This is a genomic window from Proteinivorax hydrogeniformans (assembly GCF_040515995.1).
In the GTDB taxonomy this organism is placed as follows: Bacteria; Bacillota; Proteinivoracia; order Proteinivoracales; family Proteinivoracaceae; genus Proteinivorax; species Proteinivorax hydrogeniformans.
This window is the reverse complement of sequence record NZ_CP159485.1, coordinates 2194917-2221374: the sequence shown is the minus strand read 5'-3', so window position 1 is coordinate 2221374 and position 26458 is coordinate 2194917. Positions and strand designations below refer to the sequence as shown.

The window sequence follows — 26458 nt, the reverse complement described above, 5'->3', positions numbered from 1 at the left end:
ATATATGCTGAGATGTTCAGACAATACGCTCTATACTGGCTGGACAACTGATTTAAAGAAAAGGTTAAAAGTTCATAACAGTGGTAAAGGGGCTAAATATACTGCTCCAAGATTACCGGTAAAGCTAGTTTATTTTGAACAGCACACAAATCAAAGTGAAGCGCAAAAGAGGGAATGGGAGATTAAACAGCTTTCAAAGGCTGCAAAAGAAAAATTAATTTTAATAAAAAAATGCTCCACCTAATTATAAGGTGGAGCATTTTTTCTATATAAGGTTTCTTTTATAAGAGGAATATAGGTTGCGTAGTTCTGACATGATACAGTTCATCTCTTTTTGTAACTCCGAGGCTTTATCTAACTGCCCATCATTTAGAGCATCTCTGAGTCTTGTAAACAGAGAACTTTGCTCTAGACTATCCTTTACTAAATAACTTCTAAGCTTTAATATTTTTTCCCAGCGTACTACATCCAAATCTGTGCTACCTTCGATGTTGTGGCTTTTAACAAACTCGCGCACTACTTCCATATTGCTGGGGATAATTCTGTGTAAAAGTTCTTCTTTCCAGCGATCTAAAGTGGCAGTTTTATATGAGGAAATCAAAGCTTTTGTAAATACATTACCATTAAGCAACGTAGCTTGTTTTTCTTCGTTTTGTTGAAAAAAGTGGAAATTATCCCAAACTGTTTCTGGCGTTTTGCCAAAAAGATTACTTCGTTCATGGGCAGAAAAATCGTGGAATATGTCTTGTTCACATCTATACTGGCGATTTTGTTCTAGGTATATACCCTCTGTTTGAGCTGATTTAGAAATCTCGTTTTCTAATGTTTGCGGGTCTTCGATATGCATCGTTGCTAATATTCCATCTAGCATTCCTTGATAGCTAGACGCCATTACCAGATAGGTATTTGACAGTGGGTTTGGTGATCTTAGTTCAAACCTGGTGGCCATAGGATTTGTTAAGTCCCGAATAAGGCCAACAAGTATAGACCGATTTCTAGACGGCGTTTTTACATCATTACCTAAAGAAGCAACAGTACAAACCGGGGCTTCAAAGCCTGGTTTTAGGCGATTAAACGCATCGGTGGAGCTAGTTACAAAAGGATTGATAGCTTCATAGTTTTTAAGAAGACCTAACAACCCTCCATACCCAATTAAACTAAGATAGTCATTGTCCATTTCTTTTGGAGAAAACAAATTTATTATCTTACCGTTATTAAGCTTAACAGCAACACCCATGTGAGTGTGCTCACCACTTCCCGCTACATCAGCGATTGGTTTTGCAGCAAAAGTTACCTCTAAGCCAAAGGAGGTAAAGGTATCGTACACAAGTTCACGGACTAATATTTCATTATCCCCCGCTTGAAGGGCATCGGAGTATTTCCAGTCAATTTCTAACTGCTCGACAACATGATTTTGTTTACCGTTTATACCTATTGTACTGTTAATGCCACCCACTTCCTTGTGGCCCATCTCCGGTTCGATTCCATACTTGCCCATAAGTTCAATAGTTTTTTCTAAGGCAGTACGAACCGTCCCTTGCGTTCTTTTCCAGTACTGCTCTTTTAGGTTTTGCGAAGTAGATAGCTTTTCGATATCTTCGCTATCTTCAGGAGTTTTAACCCAAAACTCCAATTCAGTTGCTGCAGTAAAAAGAAACTCCTCTATGTTACTAGCATCGTCAATACCTATGTTTGTTAACAGGTGTGGATGCTCCTTTAATGCTTCTCTTACTTTTTCTTCAAAGAAATTAAGAGATCTTTTTAAAATTGATCTAGAGTCCACAAAATTACCGTTATGTACTAAAAAAGCAGGAATTCTCAAGGTTCCTACATAGCGTTTTTCATCATAAGGGTTATCATAATTGTAATCAACAAACCAACTGCTCTCTGTGTCTGGAAGCAAATCCACTTTTGCGTCTCCTAAAGTGGCTATCTCTGGCAAAACAACAGAGGAACCGTCTGTTTGAACCCCGTTTTTTAAAAAGCCTTCCATATCGGTTAAAAAGATTTCTATTGGTATTTTAGCATCAGTGGTATTTCCACCTAAGTCAACACCCATTACCGAAACAAATTTGACCTGAGGATTGTTTTTAAGCATAGTACTTATTTCTTGCAAGCTATGTCTTTTAGGATCAATATAATAAATCGTGTCAGACAAGGACCATCATCTCCTTAAAAATTATTTATATTTTATGGATTATACCACAAAGTTACTTAGTTGTCATAATAAAATTAAGTTTAAGGTTTTCATGAGATAGGTTTGAATTTAAGGGGCAAATTGTTTATAATCAAGTAAGCAAACAAATGAGATAAGGAGACTTATGATGAGAGATGTGAAAAGCGTTATCGTGGTTGGAGGAGGCGCTTCTGGAATGATAGCCGCCATATCAGCTGCCAGACAGGGCGCAAAGGTTGTTATTTTAGAAAGGTTAAACCGTATAGGCAAAAAACTTTTAGCAACTGGTAATGGCAGGTGTAATTTAACTAACACAAATATGGATATAAGTTTTTTCCACGGCACCGACCCTAAGTTTGCACTGGGCGCTTTACATAGTTTTGACTACAAGCAAACAATTGATTTCTTTGACTTTCTAGGGATAACCCCAAAGGTTGAAGGGGAAGGAAAAGTATATCCTTACTCGCTACAATCATCTAGCGTATTAGATGTTTTAAGATATGAGATTGCAGCTTTAAATATAATGGAGAAGTGTGATACTGAAGTATTAGATATTGTACCCACAAGGCCCGGCTTTATTGTAAAAACCAAGTCGGGACAGCTAAAAGGAGATTCCGTCATTATAGCCACAGGGGGAAAGGCAAGCCCTCAACTAGGGTCAAATGGCAGTGGCTATGTATTAGCTGAAAAGCTTGGGCACCGTCTTACAGAAATTTACCCTTCGCTTGTGCAGCTTAAACTTTATGAAAAGTACGTAAAGCAGATGAAAGGTGTAAAGTTTGAAGGAAAGGTTTCTGTAGGCGTGAAAGATAAAGCTTTGAGAGTGGAGTGCGGCGAGATACTATTTACAGATTATGGTATATCTGGGCCGCCGATATTACAGGTTAGCAGGACTGCCATTGAACAAATAAGTAAAGGTAAGTCCCCTTGGGTTGAAGTTGATGTTTTCCCTCAATACTCTAAAAAAGAATTACAGGAGCTTATAAGCACAAGACTTGCTTATAGTGGCACCAAGCCATTGGACTTTAGCTTTGTGGGTCTTATTAACAAAAACATGATTCCGGTAGTTTTACAATGTGCTAATATTAAGGATATAAAAGTTTTAGCCTATGAAGTTACTGAGCAGCAAATCCAAAAGATAGTAGAAGTTCTTAAGAACTGGAGAATGTCTGTCAAGGATTTTAATTCATGGGATCAGGCACAAACTACTGCCGGTGGAGTCGATGTCAGGGATGTATCCCCTAAAACCATGGAATCTAAGATAGTTAAAGGACTATATTTTAGCGGTGAACTGTTGGATATAGATGGGGATTGTGGAGGATTCAATTTACAATGGGCATGGAGCAGTGGGTTTATAGCTGGTGAAAATGCCGCAAAGGAGTAGCTAAATGATACGAATAAATAACATAAAAATTGCAGCTGATAAAAAACAGGATATTAAAAAAGCTGTTAGTAATAAGCTTAGGATTTCAAAAGATCAAATCAAAGAACTTAAAGTATTTAAAAAGTCTATAGATGCCAGGAGAAAAGATATATTTTATGTATATAATGTTGATGTCGAGGTAAAAAATGAACATAAATACATCGGAAAAGGTGGGATTACAAAATCACCTAACTTAACCTATCAGTTTGTAAAACCAGGTAACAATAAATTGCTAAAGCCAATTGTGGTGGTAGGAGCTGGTCCTGCCGGCCTTTTTTGTGGGTTGGTTTTAGCCCAAATGGGATATAAACCGATAATTTTAGAGCAAGGCGAGGAGGTTGACCGCAGGGTTTCTAGTGTAGAAGGTTTTTGGAATGGGAAGCCCCTAAATCCACGCAGCAATGTTCAGTTTGGCGAGGGGGGAGCGGGAACTTTTTCAGACGGGAAACTCACAACACAGATTAAAGATCCTCGTTGTCGTAAAGTGCTAGACGAAATGGTGAAATGTGGTGCCCCTGAAGAAATTACCTTTATGAGCAAGCCTCATGTAGGTACCGATAAATTAAGAAAGATTGTAAAAAATCTTCGACAAGCTATCTTTGACTTAGGTGGTCAGGTAATTTTCGACAGCCAAGTAACTGACATACTTATTGAAAACGGTAAGATAAGTAAACTTGAGGTAAACGGTGGCAAAAGTATATCAGTACAAGCAGCTGTGCTAGCTTTAGGTCATAGCGCCCGAGAGACCTTTGAGCTTTTATACAAAAAAGGAGTACAAATAAAGCCAAAACCCTTTTCTGTGGGCGTAAGAATCGAGCACCCGCAAAATTTGATTAACCTTAGCCAATATGGCGAAGACTATGAGAAGTACAACTTGCCAGCTGCTGACTATAAGTTAAATGTTCATCTAAAGGACAAACCATCAGTTTATACTTTTTGTATGTGCCCTGGTGGAAAGGTAGTAGCTGCAGCCTCAGAAAAAGGACATCTAGTAACTAATGGTATGAGCTACTATAATAGAGATGAGCCTAACGCTAACAGCGCAGTTTTAGTTAATGTTATGCCCGAAAACCTACCAACGGATCATCCTTTAAAAGGCATGTTTTTTCAAAGAGAACTTGAAAGAAAAGCTTTTGAATTGGGAGGAGCAGACTACTCAGCTCCAGCTCAGCTAGTGAAGGATTTCGTCAAAGGGGTGCCATCGGATAACTTTGGAGAAGTAGTGCCATCGTACAAACCTAGCGTAAAGCTAACAGACCTACATAAATGTCTCCCTGATTTTGTCACTGAATCGCTAAGAGAGGGAATTGTTGAGTTAGAAAGTAAACTCAATGGGTTTAGCCTAGGGGATGCAGTTTTAACAGCAGTTGAAAGCAGGAGTTCTTCTCCTATAAGGATATTTAGGACAGATGCACTTGAAAGTAATATTGCTGGGTTATACCCAGCTGGAGAGGGAGCAGGATATGCAGGAGGAATAATGTCAGCTGCCGTAGATGGAATCAAGGTGGCTGAACAGCTGGCATCAAAATATGCTCCAATAAAAATTGAGGAGGAATTTTAAAATGGAAAAGAAAAATCCAGTAGTAACGTTTGAATTAGAAAACGGTAGAAAAATGAAAGGGGAGCTATACCCAGACATAGCTCCAAACACAGTTCACAACTTTATTAGCCTTATCCAAAAAGGATTCTATGATGGGTTAATTTTTCACAGAGTCATTCCAGGATTTATGATCCAAGGAGGATGTCCAGAAAAGTCTGGAATGGGAGGACCAGGGTACAGCATAAAAGGTGAATTTACAGAAAATGGTCATAGAAATGATTTAAAACATTCTAAGGGAGTTCTTTCAATGGCCAGGACTATGGACCCTAACTCTGCTGGCTCCCAATTTTTTGTTATGGTTAATGATGCCCCACATCTAGACGGCCAATACGCATCTTTTGGCAAAGTGTTTGAAGGAATTGAATTTGCCGATGAAATCGTAAATACAAAAAGAGATGCAAGTGACAAGCCTCTAACCGATCAAGTTATGGAAAAAGTTACGGTGGAGACCTTTGGAGTGGAATATCCAGAGCCAGAAAAGTTTTAAACTAGTTGCTTGCTAAAAAAAGAAACAACAACCCTTTTTATTGGGTTGTTGTTTCTTTTTTTGGCCTGTATAAAATTAAAGGAGTTTGCTCATCCTCCTGACCTGCAGGATTATCTCTTAGCATTTTTTCCATTTGCTCATTTGAATAGTGTACTCCATCTGACCTGCCTAAAATTTCTATACCTAGGTCATTTGCATCCACAATAGCATTGGCGATTCCTAACTTGTCTTCTATTTCCTGACAGACTTTTTCTGGCTTTATAGGATTTAAGATGCCTATGTGTGAATACTCATCAAACGCCTCTCCATAAAATCCATCTAGACCTGCAATGTTATTGCCTGCCACTTTATAAAAGATGCCCCTTATTCCAAATATTTTTCCTATGGCTGACAAAATTGCAGCAAATAAAATTCGTGGTAAGCCGGCTAACTGGATCGCTGCCTGCATCTTATATTCGTTGCCTACTGAATAGCCTGCTGGAGTCTTCATGACAAACTTTGAAAGAAACTTGGCCCAAAACCCTACCTTCATATCATCTTTATCTATTACGTTATCTTGGCAAATAGCAATAATCTTCTCAGCAATAAAGACTGTGTCTCCATTTTTATACAAGGGACTAGCATAATGATTAACTATGTCTATGTAATCTTCTCCTCTTGTGATAAAATGTGTTTTAATAGCATACCTTTCAAAAGCCACATCAGCAACGTCAATATCTTTTTTTCGAAATATATCCTGCTCATCTCCTAACATCAAGGCTGTTTTTTCACTCATATATTACCCTCCTAATACCTCTTATATATAATATGGGTAAAACAGTGGCTATTATTATAATAATGCATAAAATTATTGTAAAATGCTAACTTTAATACTTTTACACCTCATATAGTTAGTGTATATATGTTTTGACGATATAGCTTAAAAAAAGTTTCTTTAAAATTTAGAGGAGGCAAACAAAATGGGGAGAGTATTTTTTAAAGGAAGAGAAGTCACAAACCCTGTTATAAAAGGGTTACTTATTTTGTTGGGACTGGGGATAGCGGCTTTTATTTTAACAGTAGTTTTTCTTATAGTGGGGGTTATTGTAACTGTATCTGTTGGGATTGGATTATTTATAGCGGCATTTACGTTGTTGTTAGTTACTTTTGTAATTTTAAAAACTACTATATTTAGCTTTCTTTCACTTCCGTTTAAGGCAATAGCAAACTTATTTGGCGGTGATAATGATGACCCTTGGGATGACTAAGGTTAAATACTAATGTTGAGAAATAATATGAGAAATACTATAATGTAATTAACTTAAGCTCGCATTTAATGCGAAGCTTTTTTTTTAGATAATGAGTGAACCGTTGTTAATAAATATTAGGGTAAAAAGGAGGCAGAAAAGTGAAAAGCTATAAAGACTTACAAATGATTTTAAACAGAATTGATAAAAAAGGATATAAAGCATATAAAGACATTTCAGGAGTTTATGACTTTAAAGGGTTTAAACTACATATTGATTATGTGCAAGGTGATCCATTTGCTTCTCCATCTCGCATTAGAGTTTCTGTACCACAAACACAGGCGGCTTTTCCTAAAGAGTTTTATGATGTTAAACATCGAAAAATTGCGATCACAGATTTTTTAACAAGAGTCTTCGATAATGAGATAGGTCGATTATATTCAAATGTCGGGGGAACGGGAAAAAGTGGACTTTTAGCTATTGATAAATGTGGGCAGAAAATTTTAGAAAGGTCTAGTGTTTATATCGATAGTAAAAAAGTTGAAGCTAGACTAGAGATAGGTTTGCCTGCAGCAGGTAGAAAAGTGCTTGCAAAAAAAGCTTGGTCTATGTTACATAGCTATATTCCTAAAATTGTTGAAAGCTCTCTAATTTACCAAAACATAAACCAAACTGATTTATGGAAGCAAATACAGCTGGCTGATGACCAAAATGCTTTGCGACAAAACTTAATTAAAAACGACCTAGTAGCCTTTGTAGCTAACGGATCTATACTTCCACGTCAAAGTGGTGTATCTGATAGACCGCTTGGTGCTGGTGCTGTTCCTTTTCAATCACCAAAAAGCTTAGAAGTGGCCTTTAAGTTGCCCCACAGAGGAGTTATAAAAGGTATGGGCATTTCCCAAGGAGTTACCTTGATTGTGGGAGGCGGATACCATGGCAAGTCAACCTTACTTAAAGCTTTAGAAAATGGGGTTTACAATCACATTTTGGGAGATGGGAGAGAATATATAGTTTCTAGGCAAAATGCTGTAAAAGTCCGTGCTGAAGATGGTAGAAGAGTGGAGAAGGTAGATATTTCTCCTTTTATAAATAATTTACCGAATGGTCAAGATACAACAGAATTTCAATCAGAAAATGCCAGTGGTTCAACATCACAAGGAACGAATATCATGGAAGCGTTAGAGATAGGAACAGATCTATTGTTAATAGATGAAGATACCAGCGCTACAAACTTCATGGTGCGAGATGGTAGGATGCAAGCACTAGTATCTCAGGATAAAGAGCCAATAACCCCATTTATCGACCAAGTAAAAAACTTACATAATAATCTTTCAGTATCCACCATTTTGGTGGTGGGCGGCTGTGGTGATTATTTTGATGTGGCAGATACCGTGATAATGTTAGATGAATATACGCCCTTAGATGTTACTGAAACAGCGAAGGAAATTGCTACAGCTCAGCTTCGCCAAGGTTTAAAAAAGGAAGATAGCCTTTTTACAAATGGAAGAACTTTACGTAAAATAAGTAAGATGAGCTTTCCCACAGCGAAAAAGGGTATAAAGGTCAAATCTAAAGGCCTTAAATCTATAAATTACAACAAAACATTTGTAGACCTAACTTATTTAGAACAATTAGTTGACAGCAGTCAAACCATTGCTATTGCCTGTATTTTTGAATATATCGCTAAAAATATTGCCCCAAAAGAACTGTCGTTAAAACAAACTATCGACAATGTATATGAAACTATTGAACATAATGGTCTTGACGCTATTTCATCTTACAAAGGTCATCCAGGCAACTTAGCTATGCCAAGAAAGCAAGAGTTAGCTGCAGCTATCAACAGATTTAGGTTGCTAAAAATTATGTAGATAATAGAAAAAATTATCCCGTTTAAAAATGGGATAATTTTTTTATCTCTATGGCGCAGGCTATGTAATGCCGACGAGATGTTAAGTAAAGAAGGAAAAATAAAGGTTTATATATAATATAAGTAGTAGACTATTTAAATTAATTGCTTAGACTGTCAACTTTTCCAGCGCCATAACATCAACTTTAATTATAGTGCTGATTTTTCAGCTATTTTAAGAAAATAATATTGAAGCTCATTTTATAAACCGTTTATCAGTATAATATAAACAAAAGAAGCTTTTAAGTGTACAAAAAAAATACATGTAGCAAATTCGCACATTACGCACTTTTTTCTAGCTAACCGTGGGGGTTCTAGGCATAAATCATTAAAAGTGTACAGATAACAAGACACTTTTTTTATGCCGGTATAGTGCTATTGTGAAAAATATAAGCGTCTCAAAGGCTTATTTTTCTGGAAACAAGGTTGGATTTTTGAACTGTTTGTCGTTTTGGCATGTATTTTGCAACACAGTATATTAAATTTAATGTTATGGAGGCGATTGGTTTATGGAATTTAACAACTTGATTTATCAAAAGCAAGGGGAAGTTGGTATTTTGTCTATTAACAGGCCCAAAGCTTTAAATGCTCTAAATCAAGAATTACTAAGTGAGCTTAATATAGCGATAGAAAAAATTACAGAGAATGCGGATATAAAAGCCTTACTTATTACTGGAGAGGGAAAAAGTTTTGTTGCTGGCGCCGATATTTCTCAGATGCTCGACAAGTCGCCAGAAGAAGCTAGAAATTTTGCAGTACTCGGGATGGACGTCTTTAGAAAAATAGAGCTAATGGAAATTCCAGTAATCGCTGCTATAAACGGATTTGCTCTAGGTGGAGGATGTGAGCTTGCCTTAGCTTGTGATATTAGAATAGCAAGTGAAAAAGCAAAGTTTGGACAACCAGAGGTTACTTTAGGGATAACTCCAGGATTTGGAGGAACTCAAAGACTTCCTAGGACTGTTGGAGAAGCAAAGGCTAAGGAATTAATTTTTACAGGTGATATGATTGATGCAGAAACTGCTCAAAATATAGGGTTAGTCAATAATGTGGTTGAGGCTGACGCGTTATTAGAAGAATCGCTTAAAATGGCTAAAAAGATTGCTTCTTATAGCAGCATACCGGTAAAGTACTCAAAGGCTGCTATAAACAGAGGAATGCAAATGGATATAGACTCCGCTATGGAGCTTGAAAAAGATCTTTTTGCTCTATGCTTTGCATCAGAGGATCAAAAAGAGGGAATGGCTGCATTTGTTAACAAAAGAAAACCAGAGTTTAAAAACAAGTAGGGAGGAATTAAAATGAAAATATGTGTATTAGGCGCAGGAACAATGGGGGCAGGTATCGCCCAAGTGTTTGCTCAAAAAGGTAATGAAGTTATTTTAAGAGATATTAAGGAAGATTTTGTTGATAATGGTATTGCTACAATTACCAAAAATTTAGACAGAAGTGTTAAAAAAGAAAGAATTACAGAAGAACAAAAACAAGAGATTCTATCTAAGGTAACTGGTACAGTTGATATTAACAATGTAAGTGACGTAGATATCGTAGTGGAAGCAGCAATAGAAAACATGGAAATTAAAAAGAAAATTTTTGCAGAGCTTGACGAAGTATGTCAAGAAAAAACAATTTTTGCAACAAATACATCCTCACTTTCAATTACTGAAATTGCCACTGCTACGAATAGACCGGAAAAAGTTATCGGCATGCACTTTTTCAATCCTGTTCCGGTGATGAAGCTTGTCGAGGTAATTAACGGTATCGCAACCTCTGAAGAAACCACTCAAATCATCACTAAGGTAAGTGAAGATATCGGAAAAACTCCAGTGCAAGTAGAGGAAGCTCCAGGGTTTGTAGTAAATAGAATTTTAATTCCAATGATCAACGAAGCTACTGCAATCTACGCTGAAGGCGTAGCAAGCGTTGAAGATATTGACAAAGCTATGCAGCTAGGAGCTAACCATCCTATCGGACCTCTTGCTTTAGGTGATATGATTGGTCTAGATGTTTGTCTTGCTGTTATGGAAGTGCTACACAACGAGTTAGGTGAGGACAAGTACAGACCACATCCACTTTTAAAGAAAATGGTTAGGGGTAATATGTTAGGTAGAAAAACTAAAAAAGGATTTTATGATTACAACAAATAAGGAGGATTTCCCATGTTGAAAGAAGTAGTAATTGCTTCTGCTGCTAGAACACCGATTGGAAATTTTGGGGGGAGTTTAGCTAAACTTTCTGCAGTGCAATTAGGTGAAGTGGCAGCCAAGGCAGCAATAGATAGAGCAAATATTAAACCTGAACATATTGATGATGTTCTTGTAGGTAATATATTATCAACGGGTCTAGGGCAAAACCCAGCAAGGCAAGTTGCTTTAAACGTTGGTATTCCAGAAACTACACCGGCAATGACGTTAAATAAACTATGTGGTTCAGGCCTAAGAGCTGTGAGTATGGCAGCGCAGTTTATCATGTTAGGGGATGCCGATGTAGTGCTAGCTGGTGGAATCGAAAGCATGAGTAACGCTCCATACTATATGCCAAAAGCACGCTTTGGTCAAAAAATGGGTCATGGGCAGATTATGGACTCAATGATTCATGACGCTTTAACCGATGCATTCAACGACTATCATATGGGCATTACTGCTGAAAATATAGCAGAAAGATGGAACCTTACGCGAGAAGAACAAGATCAATTTGCTGCTGCAAGTCAACAAAAAGCTGAAAAAGCTCAAGCTGAAGGTAAGTTCAAAGATGAAATTGCTCCAGTTGAAATACCACAGCGCAAAGGCGACCCGATTGTTGTTGATACAGATGAGTTTCCTAAGCCGGGTATTACAGCTGAGAAGTTGTCAAAGTTAAGACCAGCTTTTAAAAAAGACGGTACAGTTACTGCAGCTAATGCTTCTGGTATTAACGATGGCGCTTCTATGCTAATCGTAATGTCAAAAGAAAAAGCAGATGAGTTGGGAGTTGAGCCTTTAGCTACTATTAAATCCTATGCTTCTGTTGCTCTAGACCCAACAATTATGGGCTATGGTCCTGTTCCATCGACCAAAAAAGCGTTAGAAAGAGCAAAGATTACAGTAAAAGATTTAGATCTAGTAGAAGCTAATGAAGCTTTTGCTGCCCAATCTTTGGCAGTAGTTAAAGACCTAGGTTTAGAGACTTCTAAAGTTAACGTCAATGGTGGAGCGATAGCTTTAGGTCACCCTGTAGGAGCTTCTGGGGCTAGAATTTTAACAACCCTACTGTATGAAATGGAGAAAAGAGATGCTAAAACAGGCCTAGCAACACTATGTATAGGTGGAGGCCAAGGTACAAGTTTAATTGTAGAAAGATAACATAGTATAAAACGGTCCCAAGCTTAGCTTTTGTCAGTATTCAGCTTGGATACCCCTAAAATTTTGATTATTTATATTTGAGTTTGGGGCCGTTTTTATATATTCTAATTTTTTATACACTATCTGTGAAAGCAATAACTTTCACAAACTGAGGAGGTAGTTTACAAATGGATTTTAAATTACAAGAGAGCCATGAGATGCTTCGTAAGATGTACAGAGATTTTACAATTAACGAGGTTACTCCATTGGCAGAAGAAGTTGATGAAAAAGAAGAGTTTCCAGTGGAGACGGTTAAGAAACTAGCCAGGTATGGTTTTTTAGGAATACCATTTCCTAAAAAGTATGGCGGGCAGGGAGGCGACAACCTAGCATATGCTATGGCTGTAGAAGAGCTATCTCGGGGATGCGCAACTACAGGGGTTATCGTTTCTGCACACACATCGCTATGTGCTGCACCTATCTATCAGTTTGGTACTGAAGAGCAAAAACAAAAATATTTAGTTCCACTAGCAAAAGGTGAAAAGCTTGGGGCATTTGGTTTAACAGAAGCTAACGCAGGTACTGACGCCTCTGCTCAACAAACTACAGCTGTGCTAGAGGGAGATCACTATATTTTAAATGGCTCAAAGATTTTTATTACAAATGCCGGTTATGCTGACACATATATTGTCATGGCGATGACTGATCAATCAGCAGGAACTCGTGGCATTTCTGCCTTTATCGTTGAAGCTGATACCGAAGGATTTACTATCGGGAAAAAAGAGAAAAAATTAGGAATCAAAGGTTCTTCAACCTGTGAACTTATCTTTGAAAACTGCAAAATTCCAAAGGAAAACCTTTTAGGGAAAGAAGGTAAAGGTTTTAAGGTAGCAATGACAACACTAGATGGTGGAAGAATTGGTATAGGTGCACAAGCTTTAGGGATTGCGCAGGGTGCTTTAGATGAAACAATCTCTTATACAAAAGAAAGAGTGCAATTTGGCAGGTCTATAGCTAAATTCCAAAACACACAATTCCAAGTAGCGGAAATGGATGCTAAAACAGAAGCTTCTAGAATGCTTGTGTATAAAGCAGCTTGCTACAAAGATTCTGGCAAACCATATGCTAAAGAAGCGGCTATGGCCAAGCTATATGCTTCTGAGACAGCTATGGAAGTAACAACAAAAGCAGTTCAGCTTCACGGAGGATATGGTTATACAAGAGAATATCCAGTTGAAAGAATGATGAGAGATGCTAAGATAACCGAAATTTATGAAGGAACTTCAGAAGTTCAGAAAATGGTTATCGCAGCGAACCTATATAAATAAGGATATAAAGCAAAAGGAGGTAACAAAAATGAATATAGTTGTTTGTATCAAGCAGGTACCGGATACTACTGAAGTTAAAATAGATCCTAAAACTGGGACGATGATAAGAGCAGGTGTTCCTAGTATCATCAACCCAGACGATAAAAGTGGTTTAGAAGCGGCTCTAACCTTGAAAGAAAACTATGGTGGCAAGGTAACGGTGTTAACAATGGGCCCACCACAAGCTAAAGAGGTTTTAAAAGAAGCTCTTGCTATGGGAGCTGATGAAGCAGTCCTCTTGACTGACAGAGCTTTTGCAGGCGCAGACACTTGGGCTACATCTAGCACTCTTGCTTCTGCAGTTAAAAAGTTAGGTTATGATATAATTATCGCAGGCAGGCAAGCGATTGATGGAGATACAGCTCAAGTTGGTCCACAAATGGCTGAGCATCTAGAAGTTCCCCATGTTAGCTATGTAAAAGATGTAAAAATAAGGGAAGAAAAAGTTGTGGTAAAAAGAGCTTTTGAAGATGGCTATCACAAAATCGCTGTAAAAACCCCATGCCTAATTACAGCTTTATCAGAGATGAATACTCCTAGATATATGTCTGTAGCTGGTATATATGATGCACAGGACGAAAATAAAATCACTACTTGGACTCTAGATGATATAGATGTGGACAGAGAAAATATCGGTCTTAAGGGTTCACCGACAAAGGTTAAAAAGTCCTTCACTAAAGGAGCTAAAACAGCTGGTAAAGTTCATGAGGTTTCACCAGAAGAGGGTGCTAAACTTATAGTGGAGAAACTTAAGGAAAAATTTATAATATAGGGAGGGGAAATAAATGCAGCTTGATCAATATAAAAATATAATGGTGTTTATAGAACAAAGAGAAGGAGAGATACAAAAAGTCTCCTTTGAACTACTAGGTAAAGGTAGAGAACTAGCAGATAAATTGGGCGTAGAACTTAAGGGTGTACTATTAGGTAGTAAAATGGAAAAACTAGCAAAAGAAGTAACTGCTCATGGAGCTGATGAAGCAATTGTAGTTGATGATGAAATGCTAGAAGTTTATACCACAAACCCTTACACAAAAGCTTTAGCTGATGTTATAAACAAAGAAAAGCCTGAGATTTTCTTAATTGGGGCAACAACAATAGGAAGAGATCTTGCGCCTAGAGTTGCAGCTAGAGTTAAAACTGGACTAACAGCAGATTGCACATCCCTAGAAATTGACGAAGAGACTAACAACCTGCTAATGACAAGACCAGCCTTTGGTGGAAACTTGATGGCAACGATAATTTGTCCTGAACATCGACCTCAGATGTCTTCAGTAAGGCCAGGAGTTATGCCGATGCCTAGCAAAAACGTTGATAGCGAGGGAGTTATAACCTCTTGGGACGCAAAGCTATCTAAAGAAGATATTGATATTGAGGTTTTAGAAGTAGTAAAAGAAGAAAAAGAAAAAGTAAACATCGAAGATGCAAATGTGCTTGTTTCAGGTGGTAGAGGACTAGGTAGCGAGGAAAACTTTGGCAGACTAAGAGAACTAGCAAAAGTCCTTGACGGCGAAGTTTCTGCATCAAGAGCGGTAGTAGACGCTGGTTGGACAGACGGAGCTAGACAGGTGGGACAAACTGGTAAAACCGTTAGACCAAACCTATATATAGCTTGCGGAATTTCTGGAGCTATACAGCATGTTGCTGGGATGGAAGAGAGTGACTTTATTATTGCAATAAACAAAAATTCAAATGCTGCAATTTTTGAAAGAGCCGATATAGGCATCGTTGGTGACGTAAACAAGGTTCTTCCAGCACTTATTAACGAGTTAAATAAATAAACCAAAATGAATGGCTGTTACCTTACATCAGCCATTCATTTTTTATAGAACGGTTTAGCTTTACTAGCCTGAAAAAAGAGGTATAATTATTAGTAAAGGAAAGATGTAAAAGGGGTGGCAAATTTGATTGATGAAAACAAAGTGGCACATACTCCTGAGCTTGTCCTAACTGATTATTTAGTATCAACCTTAGAGAAAATATTCGATCCAGTACCTGTGCCTATTATACTTCTCGACAAAGATTGTAAAGTAAAAATGATCAATAGGGTATTTGCAAATTACCTAGAGTTTCCTAAAGAGGAAATTATAGGGAAAGAGGTAAGGGAAGTAGATAAAAACTCACGCTTTCCGTATGTTTTTAAGACTAAAAAAGCAGAAATTGCGTGGAAACACAAATTTGAAAATGGACATACAGGGATTGTGCATAGAATACCTGTGCTAGATGAGCAAGGGGAAGTAGTCTATGGATTTGGGATGGTTCTTTTTGAGGATCTAGAGGAGTTTAAAGATATAATAAATAAGAATAAACTTTTAGAATCAGAACTACATCTTTATAAAAAGCAATTGCAAAAAATTCAAGGCGCCAAGTATTCTTGGGAAACAATTGTGGGACAAAGTGAAAAGATGGTACAAGCAAAGTATATGTCTAGAAGGGCTGCTCAAACAAACTCTAATGTACTACTTTTGGGAAAAAGCGGTACCGGTAAAGAACTTTTTGCCCATGCTATCCACAACGGAAGCTTACGAAAACATGCCCCTTTTGTTAAAGTTAATTGTGCTGCCATACCAGCTGAACTTTTAGAATCAGAGCTTTTTGGGTATGAAGAAGGTGCATTTACAGGGGCCAAAAAAGGCGGAAAAGTAGGTAAATTCCAGCTAGCAAATGGTGGTAGTATATTTTTAGATGAAATAGGGGACATGCCTCTTAAGATGCAAGCAAAATTATTGAGAGTTCTTCAAGAGCAAGAGATTGAAAAGGTTGGCAGTAACAACACAATTAAGGTTGATGTGAGAGTTATTTCTGCAACCAATCAAGATCTTTTAGAGCTAGCTAAACAAGGAGAGTTTAGAGAAGACTTATATTATCGATTAAATGTAATGACTATCGGAATTCCCACCCTAAATGAGCGCGAGGGTGACATTGAAGTTCTTACCGAAAAACTTATCAAGAAAGTGTCTAAGGAAATTGGAAAATATGTAGATAAAATTTCTCCAAAAGCTATGGAGTATCTTCGCGCCCATAATTGGCCTGGGAACGTAAGAGAGCTTGAAAATGTGCTCGAAAGGGCGATAAATTTAGTTGAAGGTGATACCATAATGCCTGTTCACCTACCTGTCTATATAACAAAAAAAGAAATAACAGATACTGCTTACAACGGAAACATCAGGTCTTTGAAAAGCATCATAGAGGAGACAGAAAAAGAAGCAATTGTTAGAACCTTAGAATACACCAAAGGAAACAAGCTTCAAACTGCAAAAATATTAAATATAAGCAGATCCAGCCTATATGATAAAATAGAAAAATATTGCATTGAATAGTGTCTGAAAAAAATACATGTGTACTAAAAACAGACAACCTAAATTGGCTTAGTACGACTAAGGAAGGGGTCTTTATGTACGAAATTAGGACAAAAATACCCCCTTCTTTTTTTATGTCTTGCTTTAAGCCTAGTAGCAGAAGGGTTTGAGGTTTTGGCATAAAAGTTGCATATATGAATGTCATATAAGATTTGAAGGGAGTTTTTTAAAAATGAAAGGCAAAACAATTAAAGAAATTAGCATGGGTCAAAAAGAATTTATCCAAAAAACTATTTCAGAAACAGACGTATATTTATATGCGGGAATCACAGGAGATTTAAATCCTGCTCACGTAAATCACGAGGTCGCTAAAGATAGCATGTTCAAAGAAAGAATTGCACATGGAATGCTAACGGCTGGGCTTATCTCTGCAGTGCTAGGTATGCATCTACCAGGACCTGGGACAATCTACTTAGGTCAGGAGCTTAAGTTTACAGCCCCTGTAAGAATCGGTGATACAGTAAAAGCAGAGGCCGAGGTAATTGAAATTAAAGAAGATAAAAACATAATTAAACTTAAAACAACTGGAACTAATCAAGATGGCAAAGTGGTGCTAGATGGTGTAGCCACTGTGATGCCGCCAAAATAGTTTTTGCCGTCCGGGAGGTGGAGGAACAATAATGACTACTTTTTTACAAAACGTCGTAGCAGGTATGGAAACAGGAAGTTTATATGCTCTAGCCGCTTTAGGAGTAGTGCTGATATTTAGGGTATCTGCAGTTACAAACTTCGCTCAAGGTGAAATGGCGATGTTTAGCTCTTTTGTTGCGTGGACAATTTGGAGAAACCTTGCTGAAGCAGGATTCCCATATCCTTACCCTGTTGCTTTTATAGCTACTATTTTATTCGCAATTTGCTTTGGTTATGTAGTGGAGAGATTCTTTATTCGACCAGCTAGCAAAGGGTCTATGGTTGGAAAGATGATTGTTACTTTAGGTTTAATAATGATGGTTAATGGTGGGGCGGCAGCGATCTTTGGCACCGACTCACATTTTATGCCTAGGGCAATTCAAGGGAATATGAATATAGGAGGGGTTCTACTTAGACCCCATGCGATATTTGTAATGTCGCTAGCACTTATTTTAATGACAAGTCTGTTTATAATGATTAAAAAGAGTATGTTTGGTGTAGCAATTAGAGCTACTGCCCAAAACGATACAGCAGCTCGCCTGATGGGGGTGCCGACCTCGAAAGTAAGCTCTTATTCTTGGATAATAGCTACGGTACTTGGAGCGATTGCAGGTATTTTGATTGCACCAGCCACTAACGTTCATACGGGTATGATGGCTGATGTTCATCTAAAATCATTTATAGCAGCTGTACTTGGAGGCTTTACTTCTTTCATCGGTCCTGTAATTGGGGGACTGACTATTGGAATCATGGACAACTTAGTAGGGTATTATATTTCCACTAGCTGGCAAACAGTTATAGTATATGGCTTTTTAATCTTAGTTCTTATCTTTAAGCCATACGGAATCTTTGGAAAAGCCCGAAGAAAGAAGGTGTAATCGTGGAGCAAAAAAAACAAACTCAAAATCCGGTAGTTGCTTTCTTTAAAACTACACCTGGACTTTATATCTTAGTTGCCCTTGCGATGCTAGCTTTTATCGTTATAGACATGAACTTTTCTATATTAAGGTCTAGAAACGTAAGTATGTTGATTAGGGTAGCGTATTACTCGATAGCTGCTTTAGGTTTTAATATTTTACTAGGTTATGGTGGGCAAATTTCTTTAGGCCATGCAGCATTTATGGGATTAGGCGCTTACATCGCTGCTTACATGACTATGCAGCTGGAAATGTCCTTTTTACTAGCATTACTTGTTGCAGGTATAGTACCAACTTTAGTTGGATTAATTTTAGGACTTATAGCTTTAAGATTGGAACGTTTATATTTAGCAATCGCCACCTTGGGTCTAGGTGTTACAATCCAGTATATATTCCAAGAGTGGACAGAGTTTACCGGCGGCTTTTCTGGTACGCGTGTAAGCTCACCTGAGCTGTTTTCAGCTAGGATCTCATCTCACAACCTTTTAATTCTATGTGTAATATTAGTGCTGCTTTTTGCACTATTTTCATACAACTTCTTGCGTTCAAAGACTGGAAGGGCTTTAATAGCGATGAGAGGAAGCGACCACGCAGCGCAGGCTATGGGCGTTAGTTTATTCAGATACAAGCTAGTGGCCTTTGCCATAAGTTCTTTCTATGTAGGAGTTGCAGGTGGTCTATACGCCATTAGTGAGCGATTTGTTTACCCTGCCACATGGGGAGCAGAGTTATCCTTGGATATTTTGGCTATGGTTGTTATCGGCGGTTTAGCTTCTATAGGAGGAAGTATAGCCGGTGCAGCATTTTTAGTTATAATCCCTCGCCTAACACAAGGCATACCTTTTATAGAGGGAATTATGAATATTAACTTTATCCTTACAGGATTGGCTTTAATCTTAGTAATTAGATTTTTCCCTGAAGGCATCTATAGAAGAGCGATATTTATCATTACAAGCCTTAAAAATAGACTGCTTTCACAATCAAAACAAAGCAAAGAAAAAGTCGACAGTTAGGAGGTCAAACGATGAAAATACTAAAAGTACAAAATCTATCTATAAGCTTTGGCGGACTAAAAGCTGTTGACAACCTAAACTTTGAAGTTGAGGATAACTCCATTTACGGACTTATAGGACCAAATGGGGCTGGGAAAACCACGGTGTTCAACTGTATTAGTAGATTTTACACTCCTGATAGCGGTAAAGTTTTGTTTTCGCCAAATGGGGAGGAAGTTAATCTACTTGATTATCAGGTTCACCAAGTTATAGATAAAGGCCTTGCTAGAACTTTTCAAAATGTAGAGTTATTTGATAACCTTACTGTTTTAGAAAATTTGATGGTGGGGCATCATGGCAAAACCAAGACAAACTTTTTTGCAGAAGGTCTTAGACTGCCTTTTGTAAATAAAGAGGAAAGACGAGTAGAGGAAAAAGCGTTAGAAATTTTAGACTTTCTAAATCTCAAGGGTATAGAGAATTTACAGGCATCAGCTCAGCCATATGGTGTTCAAAAAATGTTAGAGCTTGGAAGAGTTCTAATGTCTGATGCAAAGCTGATTATTTTAGACGAGCCAGCAGCTGGTATGAATGATACAGAAACCGACAAGCTGGCAGAAACTATTAAAAGAATTAGAGATCACTACGGAGTAACTATACTTTTAGTAGAGCATGACATGGGTCTTGTTATGGATGTCTGCGAAAGAATTTGTGCAATAAACTTTGGTAAAAAGATTGCAGAGGGAACCCCTAAAGAGATACAAAATAGCGTTGAAGTTCAAGAAGCTTATCTTGGAAAGGGGGATGAGTAGCATGTTAAAACTAGAAGGCGTACAGGCATATTACGGCTATATTCATGCCCTTAAAGATGTTTCTTTGGAAGTACCTGAAGGCAAAATTGTTACTTTATTAGGGGCTAACGGCGCTGGAAAAACTACAACTTTAAAGACAATTTCCGGTCTAATGAAACCCCAAAAAGGCAGCATAACATTAGATGGCAAGAGTATCGTAGGATTACCTCCAGAAAAAATAGTTGCAAAGGGAATAGTACAATCTCCTGAAGGAAGACAAATATTCCCAGACCTAACTGTTGAGGAGAACCTGAGAATAGGAGCTTATACACGAAAAGATAAAAAGAATATCCCTAAAACCTTTGAAGAGGTTTATGAGTATTTTCCCATTCTAAAAGAAAGAAAAAATCAGGATGGTGGTACCCTTTCAGGAGGAGAACAACAAATGCTTGCTATCGGCAGAGCGTTAATGGCTAAGCCAAAGATATTACTCCTTGACGAGCCTTCTTTAGGGTTAGCTCCGTTAATTGTTGAAAACATCTTTAACATTATCAAACAAATTAACCAAGAAGGCACAACTATACTTTTAGTTGAGCAAAACGCTATGAAAGCGTTGGCAGTTGCTGACTATGGATATATTTTAGAAACGGGCAAGGTAGTTCAACACGACCATGCTTCAAAGTTAATCAATGATGATTCAGTTAAAAAGGCCTATTTAGGTGAATAAACTTTAAGCCAAAAAGGCTTAGATAAAAATAAAATATAGATAATTTAAGGGGGCAACATCAATGAAAAAGCTTTTAGTAATCACTTTATGTATTGTAATGGTTATGTCATTAGCCGCTTGTGGTGGTGGCGAAGCTGACCAAGGTGTTTCAGAAGACACTATCAAAATTGGTTCTGTAGGAGTAACTTCTGGTCCACTAGCTTTTATTGGTACACCATACTACGAAGGTATGACAGCGTACTTTAACACCATTAACGAACAAGGTGGGGTAAACGGTAGAGAAATAGAGCTAATCGTCGAAGATGATGAGTTCGATCCTGCTTTAGCTATCGATGGTATTAACAGCCTGATCGAAGACGAAGGCGTATTTGCTATTGTTGGTCAGCTGGGAACTCCTGGTGTGCTAGCTGCCGCTGATATAGTTGAAGAGCATGGCATTCCATCTGTATATTTTGGTTCTGGAGCTGTTGAGCTAACAACACTTGGTGAAAACTTCTTCCCAGTTCAACCAAACTATGTTTATGAAGGAAAGCTTAAAGCTAAATATGCAATAGATGAGTTTGATGCAGAAAGAATTGGAGTAATTTACTCAAACGATGATGTTGGGTTAGAAGGCATCCAAGGAATTAAAGAAGGTTTAGAAGAAATGGGTAAAGAAGATGCGCTAGTTGCAGACATTTCTTTTGCTCCAGGTGAAACAGACTTGACTGCTCAGGTACAACAACTTCGTGACGCAGATCCAGATGTTATTATTGTTTACACACTAGCTGCAGGTGCTACTCCTGCTCTAAGGCAAATCAACGACTTCCAAATGGTTGACATTCCTATTATAACTACTTACTCAAATGCAGACGCTTCTTTTATTGCTGCTGTTGAGCCAGCGACTATTCAAGATATCATTGATGATATTTATGTTATGGGTTGGTTAGACGTGGATGATGCAGGTTTAGCTCCACTGGCAACTGCTATGAATGAGTACCATCCAGATAGCATCATTAACGCATATACAATGGCTGGCTGGGTAGCAGGTGAAGTTTTTGTAGCTGGTCTTGAGGAAGCTGGAGATGATCTTACATGGGAAGGCTATATCGAAGCTATGGAGAACATCCACTTCACAGAAGGTATGGCTCCAGAGGTTTCTTACTCTGGCGGTGCTAGACAAGGGGTAACTCATATGTCTCTAAGTAACATCGTTCAAGATGAAGAAGGAAACTGGATTTTCCAACAGTTTACAGATTTTAACGAATTCTAAAAAACTGTATAAAAAAGCCCGATTAATTTCGGGCTTTTTTTATACAAAACAGCGGAAAAAGTGTACGTATTTAAATACATGTATAAAAAATACACAGTCAAATAGTGAGGAATTTAGCTAAAAGTGTACAAAACAAGTACAGTTATATCGACTCTACTTGCTGAAATGCCCCAAATTAGTTGAAAATAAAACTGGCACGAAAATTGCTGTATAAATATAATGACCGAAGGGAGTGATCATGGTGCCTACAGTTAAAGTTAATGACATTAGCATGTACTACGAAATTATCGGTGAAGGGGAGCCTTTAGTTCTCATTGAAGGATTGGGCTACTCGACTTGGATGTGGTATAAGCAGTTAGATGAACTATCAAAGCATTTTAAAGTAATAATGTTTGATAATCGCGGAGTAGGAAAAACAGATAAACCTGATAGTGAATATTCGATAGAGATGATGGCCGACGACTTAGCGGGGCTTTTACGTTCTTTGAACATAAAGAAGACACATATACTGGGAGTTTCGATGGGCGGATTCATTGCACAACAGTTTTCTGCTAACTATCCTGAAATGGTTGACAGGTTGATATTGTGCTCGACATCCTTTGGAGGACCTAACAGCATCCCTATTCCCCAAGAAACATTAGATATAATGATGAAAGGTGGGGGAGAGTATAAAACTCTGTTAGATATTAAAAAAGCAATATCTACAGCTTTTTATGATGGTAAAATCCCTGAAGATAGAGAAGTTTTAGATAAAATTATGACCGAAAAAAGACAAGAGCCGCAGCCTAAATATGCTTATCAAAGACAGTTAATGGCAGGTGCTTCTTTTAATGGTGAGGCTAATACTCAAAAGATAAAGGCTGAGACGCTAATAGTTGCTGGTGAAAAGGATAAAGTGGTGCCGCCGGAAAATGCACACTTACTTCACGAGAGAATTTGTTCTTCTAAGCTGGAAATTATCGAAAACGGGGGACATGTTTTCTTTATGGAACAGCCTGACAAAAGTAACGAAGTTTTTCTAAATTTTTTAACACAAAAGTAGGGGGTTTTTAGATGGAACCCATCATAAAGAGCTTTGTAGATGTGGCACCATTTATTAATAAACTAACAGTTTCTGATTTTGCAGTAGCCGTTTGTGACTTAAATGGGTGTGTAGCGTATTTCCCTTCAGAAAAATTAAACCACGGTTTAAAAGCAGGGCAAGCTCATGTGGAAGGCTCTACAGCGCACAAGTGTATAAACGAGAGGCAGCGAATTATACAGAGGGTGGATGAAGAAGTATTTGGTTTTCCGTATATTGCAATTGCTATCCCCCTCTTTAATGATCAACAACAGGTAGTTGGTTCCGTTTCTTTTGCAGAAACAGTGGACAAACAACATATGCTGCTTACAGCGGCAGAAAACCTTCAAAAAGCTATGGATAATCTAGAAATCTACGCCAATGATATCGCAGCTACTGTTGATAAAACCGAAGAGGCGGGAACTGATCTAAGTGGAGTATTTAAAGACTCACTTGAAAGAATCCAACAGACTGATAAAGTGCTAGGTTTTATTAAAGATATTGCGAATCAGACTAATCTTCTTGGATTAAATGCAGCAATAGAGGCAGCCCGTGTAGGTGAGCAAGGTAAAGGTTTCGGTGTTGTTGCCGACGAAACACGAAAGCTTTCTTCTAAAACCAATGACTATGTTTTGACGGTGGAAGCTATTTTAGAGGAAATTAACGAATCTAAATACGAGATTGATGAAGAAGTTTCGAGATTGTTAAGAGTCTGTCAGCTACAACAAAAGTACATTCAATCTATAAACGAGGTAATGACTGATGTTAATGGATTAGCTGATAGTTTATATAAACAAGCACAACAATTAAGTAATAATAAATAGGAGGGAGTCTCAAATGGAGAAACATGTTGGTATAGTAGGAACAGGACTTTACATCCCAGAAAATTTTATGACCGCAAAAGAGATTGCAGAAGCAACAAAAGGTATGTGGACAGAAGAAGCAGTAAAGGAAAAACTGGGTATAAACAAAAAGCCAATCCCAGCTAACGAAGGTGATGGAACTCAAGAGATGGGGGCGAAGGCAGGGAAAAAGGCACTAGAAAACACTGGTGTTGATCCTATGGATATAGACTTAATTATATGTATGGGGGAAGAGTGGAAAGAATACCCTCTGACAACCTCTGGTATATATATTCAAGAGCAGGTAGGAGCCAAAAATGCGTGGGCCATTGATGTACAGCAACGCTGTTGTACTACTGTTGCTGCAATGAAGATTGCCAAGGATATGATGATGGCTGATGATGACATAAATACAGCTATGGTAGTAGGAGGATATAGAAACGGTGACTTTGTGGACTACACTGATAAATCTATGTCTATGATGTTCAATCTATCAGCTGGCGGTGGAGCTATAATCCTGAAGAAAAACTACGGGAAAAATGCTTTGCTTAGCTCTCATATTATGACAGATGGTTCTTTAGCTAGATCGGCAGGGGTGGAGTATGGTGGAACAGAAAAACCTATAACTTCTGAAAATGCTGAAGAAGCTAGCAAGTCATTAAGGTTATTCCAGCCTCAATTTATGAAGGAAAGACTTAATGAAGTTTCAATGAAAAACTGGATTAACTGTATAGACCAGGCTTTTGCTAAGTCAGGTGTTAAAAAGGACGAACTAGGATATCTTGCAGTTTTACACTTTAAACAATCCATGCACAAGTATATGGTGGACCTATTAGGCTTAACAGAAGAGCAGTCAATTTATTTAAGTGACTATGGGCACATGGGTCAAGTTGATCAAATACTTTCTTTGGAGCTAGCGTTAAATGAAGGAAAAGTAAAAGACGGAACAGTTATTTCAATGATAGCTGCAGGTATTGGTTATGCTTGGGCAGCTAATGTAATAAAATGGGGACCTGTTGACAATTAAACTTGAGGAGGTATAAGGAAAGTGAATATACAAGATGTTTATAATAAAAAACTAATCAGCTTAGAAGAAGGTTTAGCAAAAATTAAAAGTGGAGACAACATCATCACGGCTTTAGCAGCTGCTGAGCCTCAGCAAATACTTTCTAACTTGCATACTATATCAGAGCGAGTAAAAGACGTAAATATTTCAAACTGTTTGCCAATGCAAAATTATCCTTTCTTTACGGATGAAAAATATAAAGATAGCTTTCTAACCGAAGGGTGGTTCTATAGCCCAGGTTTTAGAAAAGCTCATAAAAATGGCAACGTTTCTTTTATTCCTAACCATCTACATTTTGCTGGAGCTAAAAGAATTCAGCACAGACCGTGTAACGTATTTTTAGGAACGGCAACGCCAATGGATAAGCACGGCTTTTTATCCCTGTCATTAAGTACAACTTATGAAAAAGAAGTAATAGAACAAGCAGATTTAGTTATATTGGAAGTAAACCCAAATCTACCACGTACCTTTGGGGATGCCACCATTCATATTAGTGATATCGATCATGTAATGGATGTAGACTATCCAGTAGCTGAACTACCAATAGTTGAGCCAAGTGAAAGAGACAAAACTATTGGAAAGTATATAGCAGAGCTTGTAGAAGACGGTTCAACAATACAACTGGGGATTGGTGGAATTCCAAACGCAGTAGCATCTGAGTTAGTTGATAAAAAGAACCTAGGAATCCATACCGAGATGTTTACAGATGGTATGGTAGACCTGTATAATTCTGGAGCCATTACAGGTAAAGAAAAGACATTGCTTCCTGGTAAGATGGTTGCAACCTTTGCATTAGGTAGTAAAAAGTTATACGACTTTTTAGATGACAACCCATCTGTTTCAATACTTAACGGAAATTGGGTGAACAATCCTGATGTTATCGGAAAAAATTATAAGATGGTTTCGATTAATACTACTTTAGAAATGGATCTAACAGGACAATGTTGTTCAGAATCAATAGGCCATCGACAGTTTAGTGGAACCGGTGGTCAAGCTGACACAGCTGTGGGTGCACAAAAGTCCAAAGAAGGAAAATCCATCATAGCATTATACTCAACAGCAAATGTACGGGTGCCTGGTAGTGATGAGCGAAAGACCATCTCCAAAATTGTGCCTCGACTTACCCATGGTGCTGTAGTATCTTTGTCGCGAAATGATGTAGATTATGTAGTGACAGAGTACGGTGTGGCATCTCTAAGAGGCACCTCTGTTCGAGATAGAGTAGAAAGATTAATTAGTATCGCTCACCCTGATTTTAGAGAGCAGCTTAGAAAAGAAGCTGAGGAGCTAGGAATTAGATAAGGAGGAGATTAA

The 26458-nt window shown here is 37.9% G+C and carries 25 protein-coding genes; 23 read left to right on the top strand and 2 right to left on the bottom strand.

All coding sequences use genetic code 11. The features are described 5' to 3' along the window. The first annotated feature begins 4 nt into the window (after positions 1–4). On the top strand, positions 5–244 hold the full coding sequence (locus PRVXH_RS10670; protein ID WP_353894583.1) for a GIY-YIG nuclease family protein: 240 nt from the start codon (positions 5–7) through the stop codon (positions 242–244). A gap of 21 nt (positions 245–265) precedes the next feature. On the opposite strand, the gene PRVXH_RS10665 is transcribed toward PRVXH_RS10670, so the two are convergent. Continuing rightward, the gene (locus PRVXH_RS10665; protein ID WP_353894582.1) at positions 266–2098 is read right to left on the bottom strand and encodes a glutamine synthetase; all 1833 of its coding nucleotides are present in this window, start codon (positions 2096–2098) and stop codon (positions 266–268) included. Between the two features lie 211 nt (positions 2099–2309). On the opposite strand from PRVXH_RS10665, the gene PRVXH_RS10660 reads away from it, so the two are divergent. Genes PRVXH_RS10660 through PRVXH_RS10650 form a run of 3 tightly spaced genes read left to right on the top strand, consistent with a single transcriptional unit; the run spans position 2310 to position 5686 of the window. Beyond that, positions 2310–3560, top strand: coding sequence for an NAD(P)/FAD-dependent oxidoreductase (locus PRVXH_RS10660; protein WP_353894581.1), 1251 nt, complete (start codon positions 2310–2312; stop codon positions 3558–3560). 4 nt (positions 3561–3564) lie between these two features. After that, the gene (locus PRVXH_RS10655) at positions 3565–5160 is read left to right on the top strand and encodes an FAD-dependent protein (RefSeq protein WP_353892756.1); all 1596 of its coding nucleotides are present in this window, start codon (positions 3565–3567) and stop codon (positions 5158–5160) included. 1 nt (position 5161) lies between these two features. Continuing rightward, positions 5162–5686 (top strand): peptidylprolyl isomerase, encoded by a 525-nt coding sequence (locus PRVXH_RS10650; RefSeq protein ID WP_353892755.1) that lies wholly within the window; start codon positions 5162–5164, stop codon positions 5684–5686. A gap of 37 nt (positions 5687–5723) precedes the next feature. On the opposite strand, the gene PRVXH_RS10645 is transcribed toward PRVXH_RS10650, so the two are convergent. Next, positions 5724–6461: a coenzyme F420-0:L-glutamate ligase gene (locus PRVXH_RS10645; protein WP_353892754.1), complete on the bottom strand. Its 738-nt coding sequence runs from the start codon at positions 6459–6461 to the stop codon at positions 5724–5726. Positions 6462–6645: 184 nt separating this feature from the next. Between PRVXH_RS10645 and PRVXH_RS10640 the strand changes: the two genes are divergently transcribed. From PRVXH_RS10640 to PRVXH_RS10550, 19 genes are all read left to right on the top strand, one after another. Next, on the top strand, positions 6646–6933 hold the full coding sequence (locus tag PRVXH_RS10640) for a hypothetical protein (RefSeq protein ID WP_353892753.1): 288 nt from the start codon (positions 6646–6648) through the stop codon (positions 6931–6933). A gap of 140 nt (positions 6934–7073) precedes the next feature. Then, positions 7074–8783, top strand: a complete 1710-nt coding sequence (locus PRVXH_RS10635; RefSeq protein ID WP_353892752.1) for an ABC-ATPase domain-containing protein — start codon at positions 7074–7076, stop codon at positions 8781–8783. 547 nt (positions 8784–9330) lie between these two features. Continuing rightward, entirely contained in the window at positions 9331–10110 is a 780-nt protein-coding gene (locus PRVXH_RS10630; protein ID WP_353892751.1) for a short-chain-enoyl-CoA hydratase, read from the top strand. A gap of 12 nt (positions 10111–10122) precedes the next feature. After that, a complete protein-coding gene (locus PRVXH_RS10625; protein ID WP_353892750.1) occupies positions 10123–10968 on the top strand; it encodes a 3-hydroxybutyryl-CoA dehydrogenase in 846 nt (281 codons plus the stop codon). A gap of 15 nt (positions 10969–10983) precedes the next feature. After that, complete coding sequence (locus PRVXH_RS10620) at positions 10984–12162, top strand: acetyl-CoA C-acetyltransferase (RefSeq protein WP_353894580.1); 1179 nt, start codon at positions 10984–10986, stop codon at positions 12160–12162. Between the two features lie 167 nt (positions 12163–12329). Beyond that, positions 12330–13469, top strand: a complete 1140-nt coding sequence (locus tag PRVXH_RS10615) for an acyl-CoA dehydrogenase (protein WP_353892749.1) — start codon at positions 12330–12332, stop codon at positions 13467–13469. Positions 13470–13497: 28 nt separating this feature from the next. Continuing rightward, positions 13498–14280, top strand: coding sequence for an electron transfer flavoprotein subunit beta/FixA family protein (locus PRVXH_RS10610; protein ID WP_353892748.1), 783 nt, complete (start codon positions 13498–13500; stop codon positions 14278–14280). A gap of 13 nt (positions 14281–14293) precedes the next feature. Next, entirely contained in the window at positions 14294–15289 is a 996-nt protein-coding gene (locus PRVXH_RS10605) for an electron transfer flavoprotein subunit alpha/FixB family protein (protein WP_353892747.1), read from the top strand. A 123-nt stretch (positions 15290–15412) separates the two neighbouring features. Beyond that, positions 15413–16828 carry a sigma 54-interacting transcriptional regulator gene (locus PRVXH_RS10600; RefSeq protein WP_353892746.1) on the top strand — a complete coding sequence of 472 codons (1416 nt, stop codon included), beginning with the start codon at positions 15413–15415 and terminating at the stop codon, positions 16826–16828. 211 nt (positions 16829–17039) lie between these two features. Next, positions 17040–17456 carry a MaoC family dehydratase gene (locus PRVXH_RS10595; RefSeq protein WP_353892745.1) on the top strand — a complete coding sequence of 139 codons (417 nt, stop codon included), beginning with the start codon at positions 17040–17042 and terminating at the stop codon, positions 17454–17456. Between the two features lie 31 nt (positions 17457–17487). Further along, positions 17488–18375 carry a branched-chain amino acid ABC transporter permease gene (locus PRVXH_RS10590; RefSeq protein ID WP_353892744.1) on the top strand — a complete coding sequence of 296 codons (888 nt, stop codon included), beginning with the start codon at positions 17488–17490 and terminating at the stop codon, positions 18373–18375. Between the two features lie 2 nt (positions 18376–18377). Then, positions 18378–19427: a branched-chain amino acid ABC transporter permease gene (locus tag PRVXH_RS10585; RefSeq protein WP_353892743.1), complete on the top strand. Its 1050-nt coding sequence runs from the start codon at positions 18378–18380 to the stop codon at positions 19425–19427. Positions 19428–19438: 11 nt separating this feature from the next. Beyond that, entirely contained in the window at positions 19439–20218 is a 780-nt protein-coding gene (locus tag PRVXH_RS10580) for an ABC transporter ATP-binding protein (RefSeq protein WP_353892742.1), read from the top strand. Between the two features lies 1 nt (position 20219). Beyond that, positions 20220–20924 carry an ABC transporter ATP-binding protein gene (locus PRVXH_RS10575; RefSeq protein ID WP_353892741.1) on the top strand — a complete coding sequence of 235 codons (705 nt, stop codon included), beginning with the start codon at positions 20220–20222 and terminating at the stop codon, positions 20922–20924. A gap of 61 nt (positions 20925–20985) precedes the next feature. Continuing rightward, complete coding sequence (locus PRVXH_RS10570) at positions 20986–22176, top strand: ABC transporter substrate-binding protein (protein WP_353892740.1); 1191 nt, start codon at positions 20986–20988, stop codon at positions 22174–22176. A 241-nt stretch (positions 22177–22417) separates the two neighbouring features. Then, a complete protein-coding gene (locus tag PRVXH_RS10565) occupies positions 22418–23218 on the top strand; it encodes an alpha/beta fold hydrolase (RefSeq protein ID WP_353892739.1) in 801 nt (266 codons plus the stop codon). A gap of 11 nt (positions 23219–23229) precedes the next feature. Beyond that, positions 23230–24060, top strand: coding sequence for a methyl-accepting chemotaxis protein (locus PRVXH_RS10560; RefSeq protein ID WP_353892738.1), 831 nt, complete (start codon positions 23230–23232; stop codon positions 24058–24060). A gap of 13 nt (positions 24061–24073) precedes the next feature. Further along, entirely contained in the window at positions 24074–25105 is a 1032-nt protein-coding gene (locus tag PRVXH_RS10555) for a 3-oxoacyl-ACP synthase (protein ID WP_353892737.1), read from the top strand. Between the two features lie 21 nt (positions 25106–25126). Next, positions 25127–26446 (top strand): acetyl-CoA hydrolase/transferase C-terminal domain-containing protein, encoded by a 1320-nt coding sequence (locus PRVXH_RS10550; protein WP_353892736.1) that lies wholly within the window; start codon positions 25127–25129, stop codon positions 26444–26446. Positions 26447–26458: the final 12 nt, after the last annotated feature.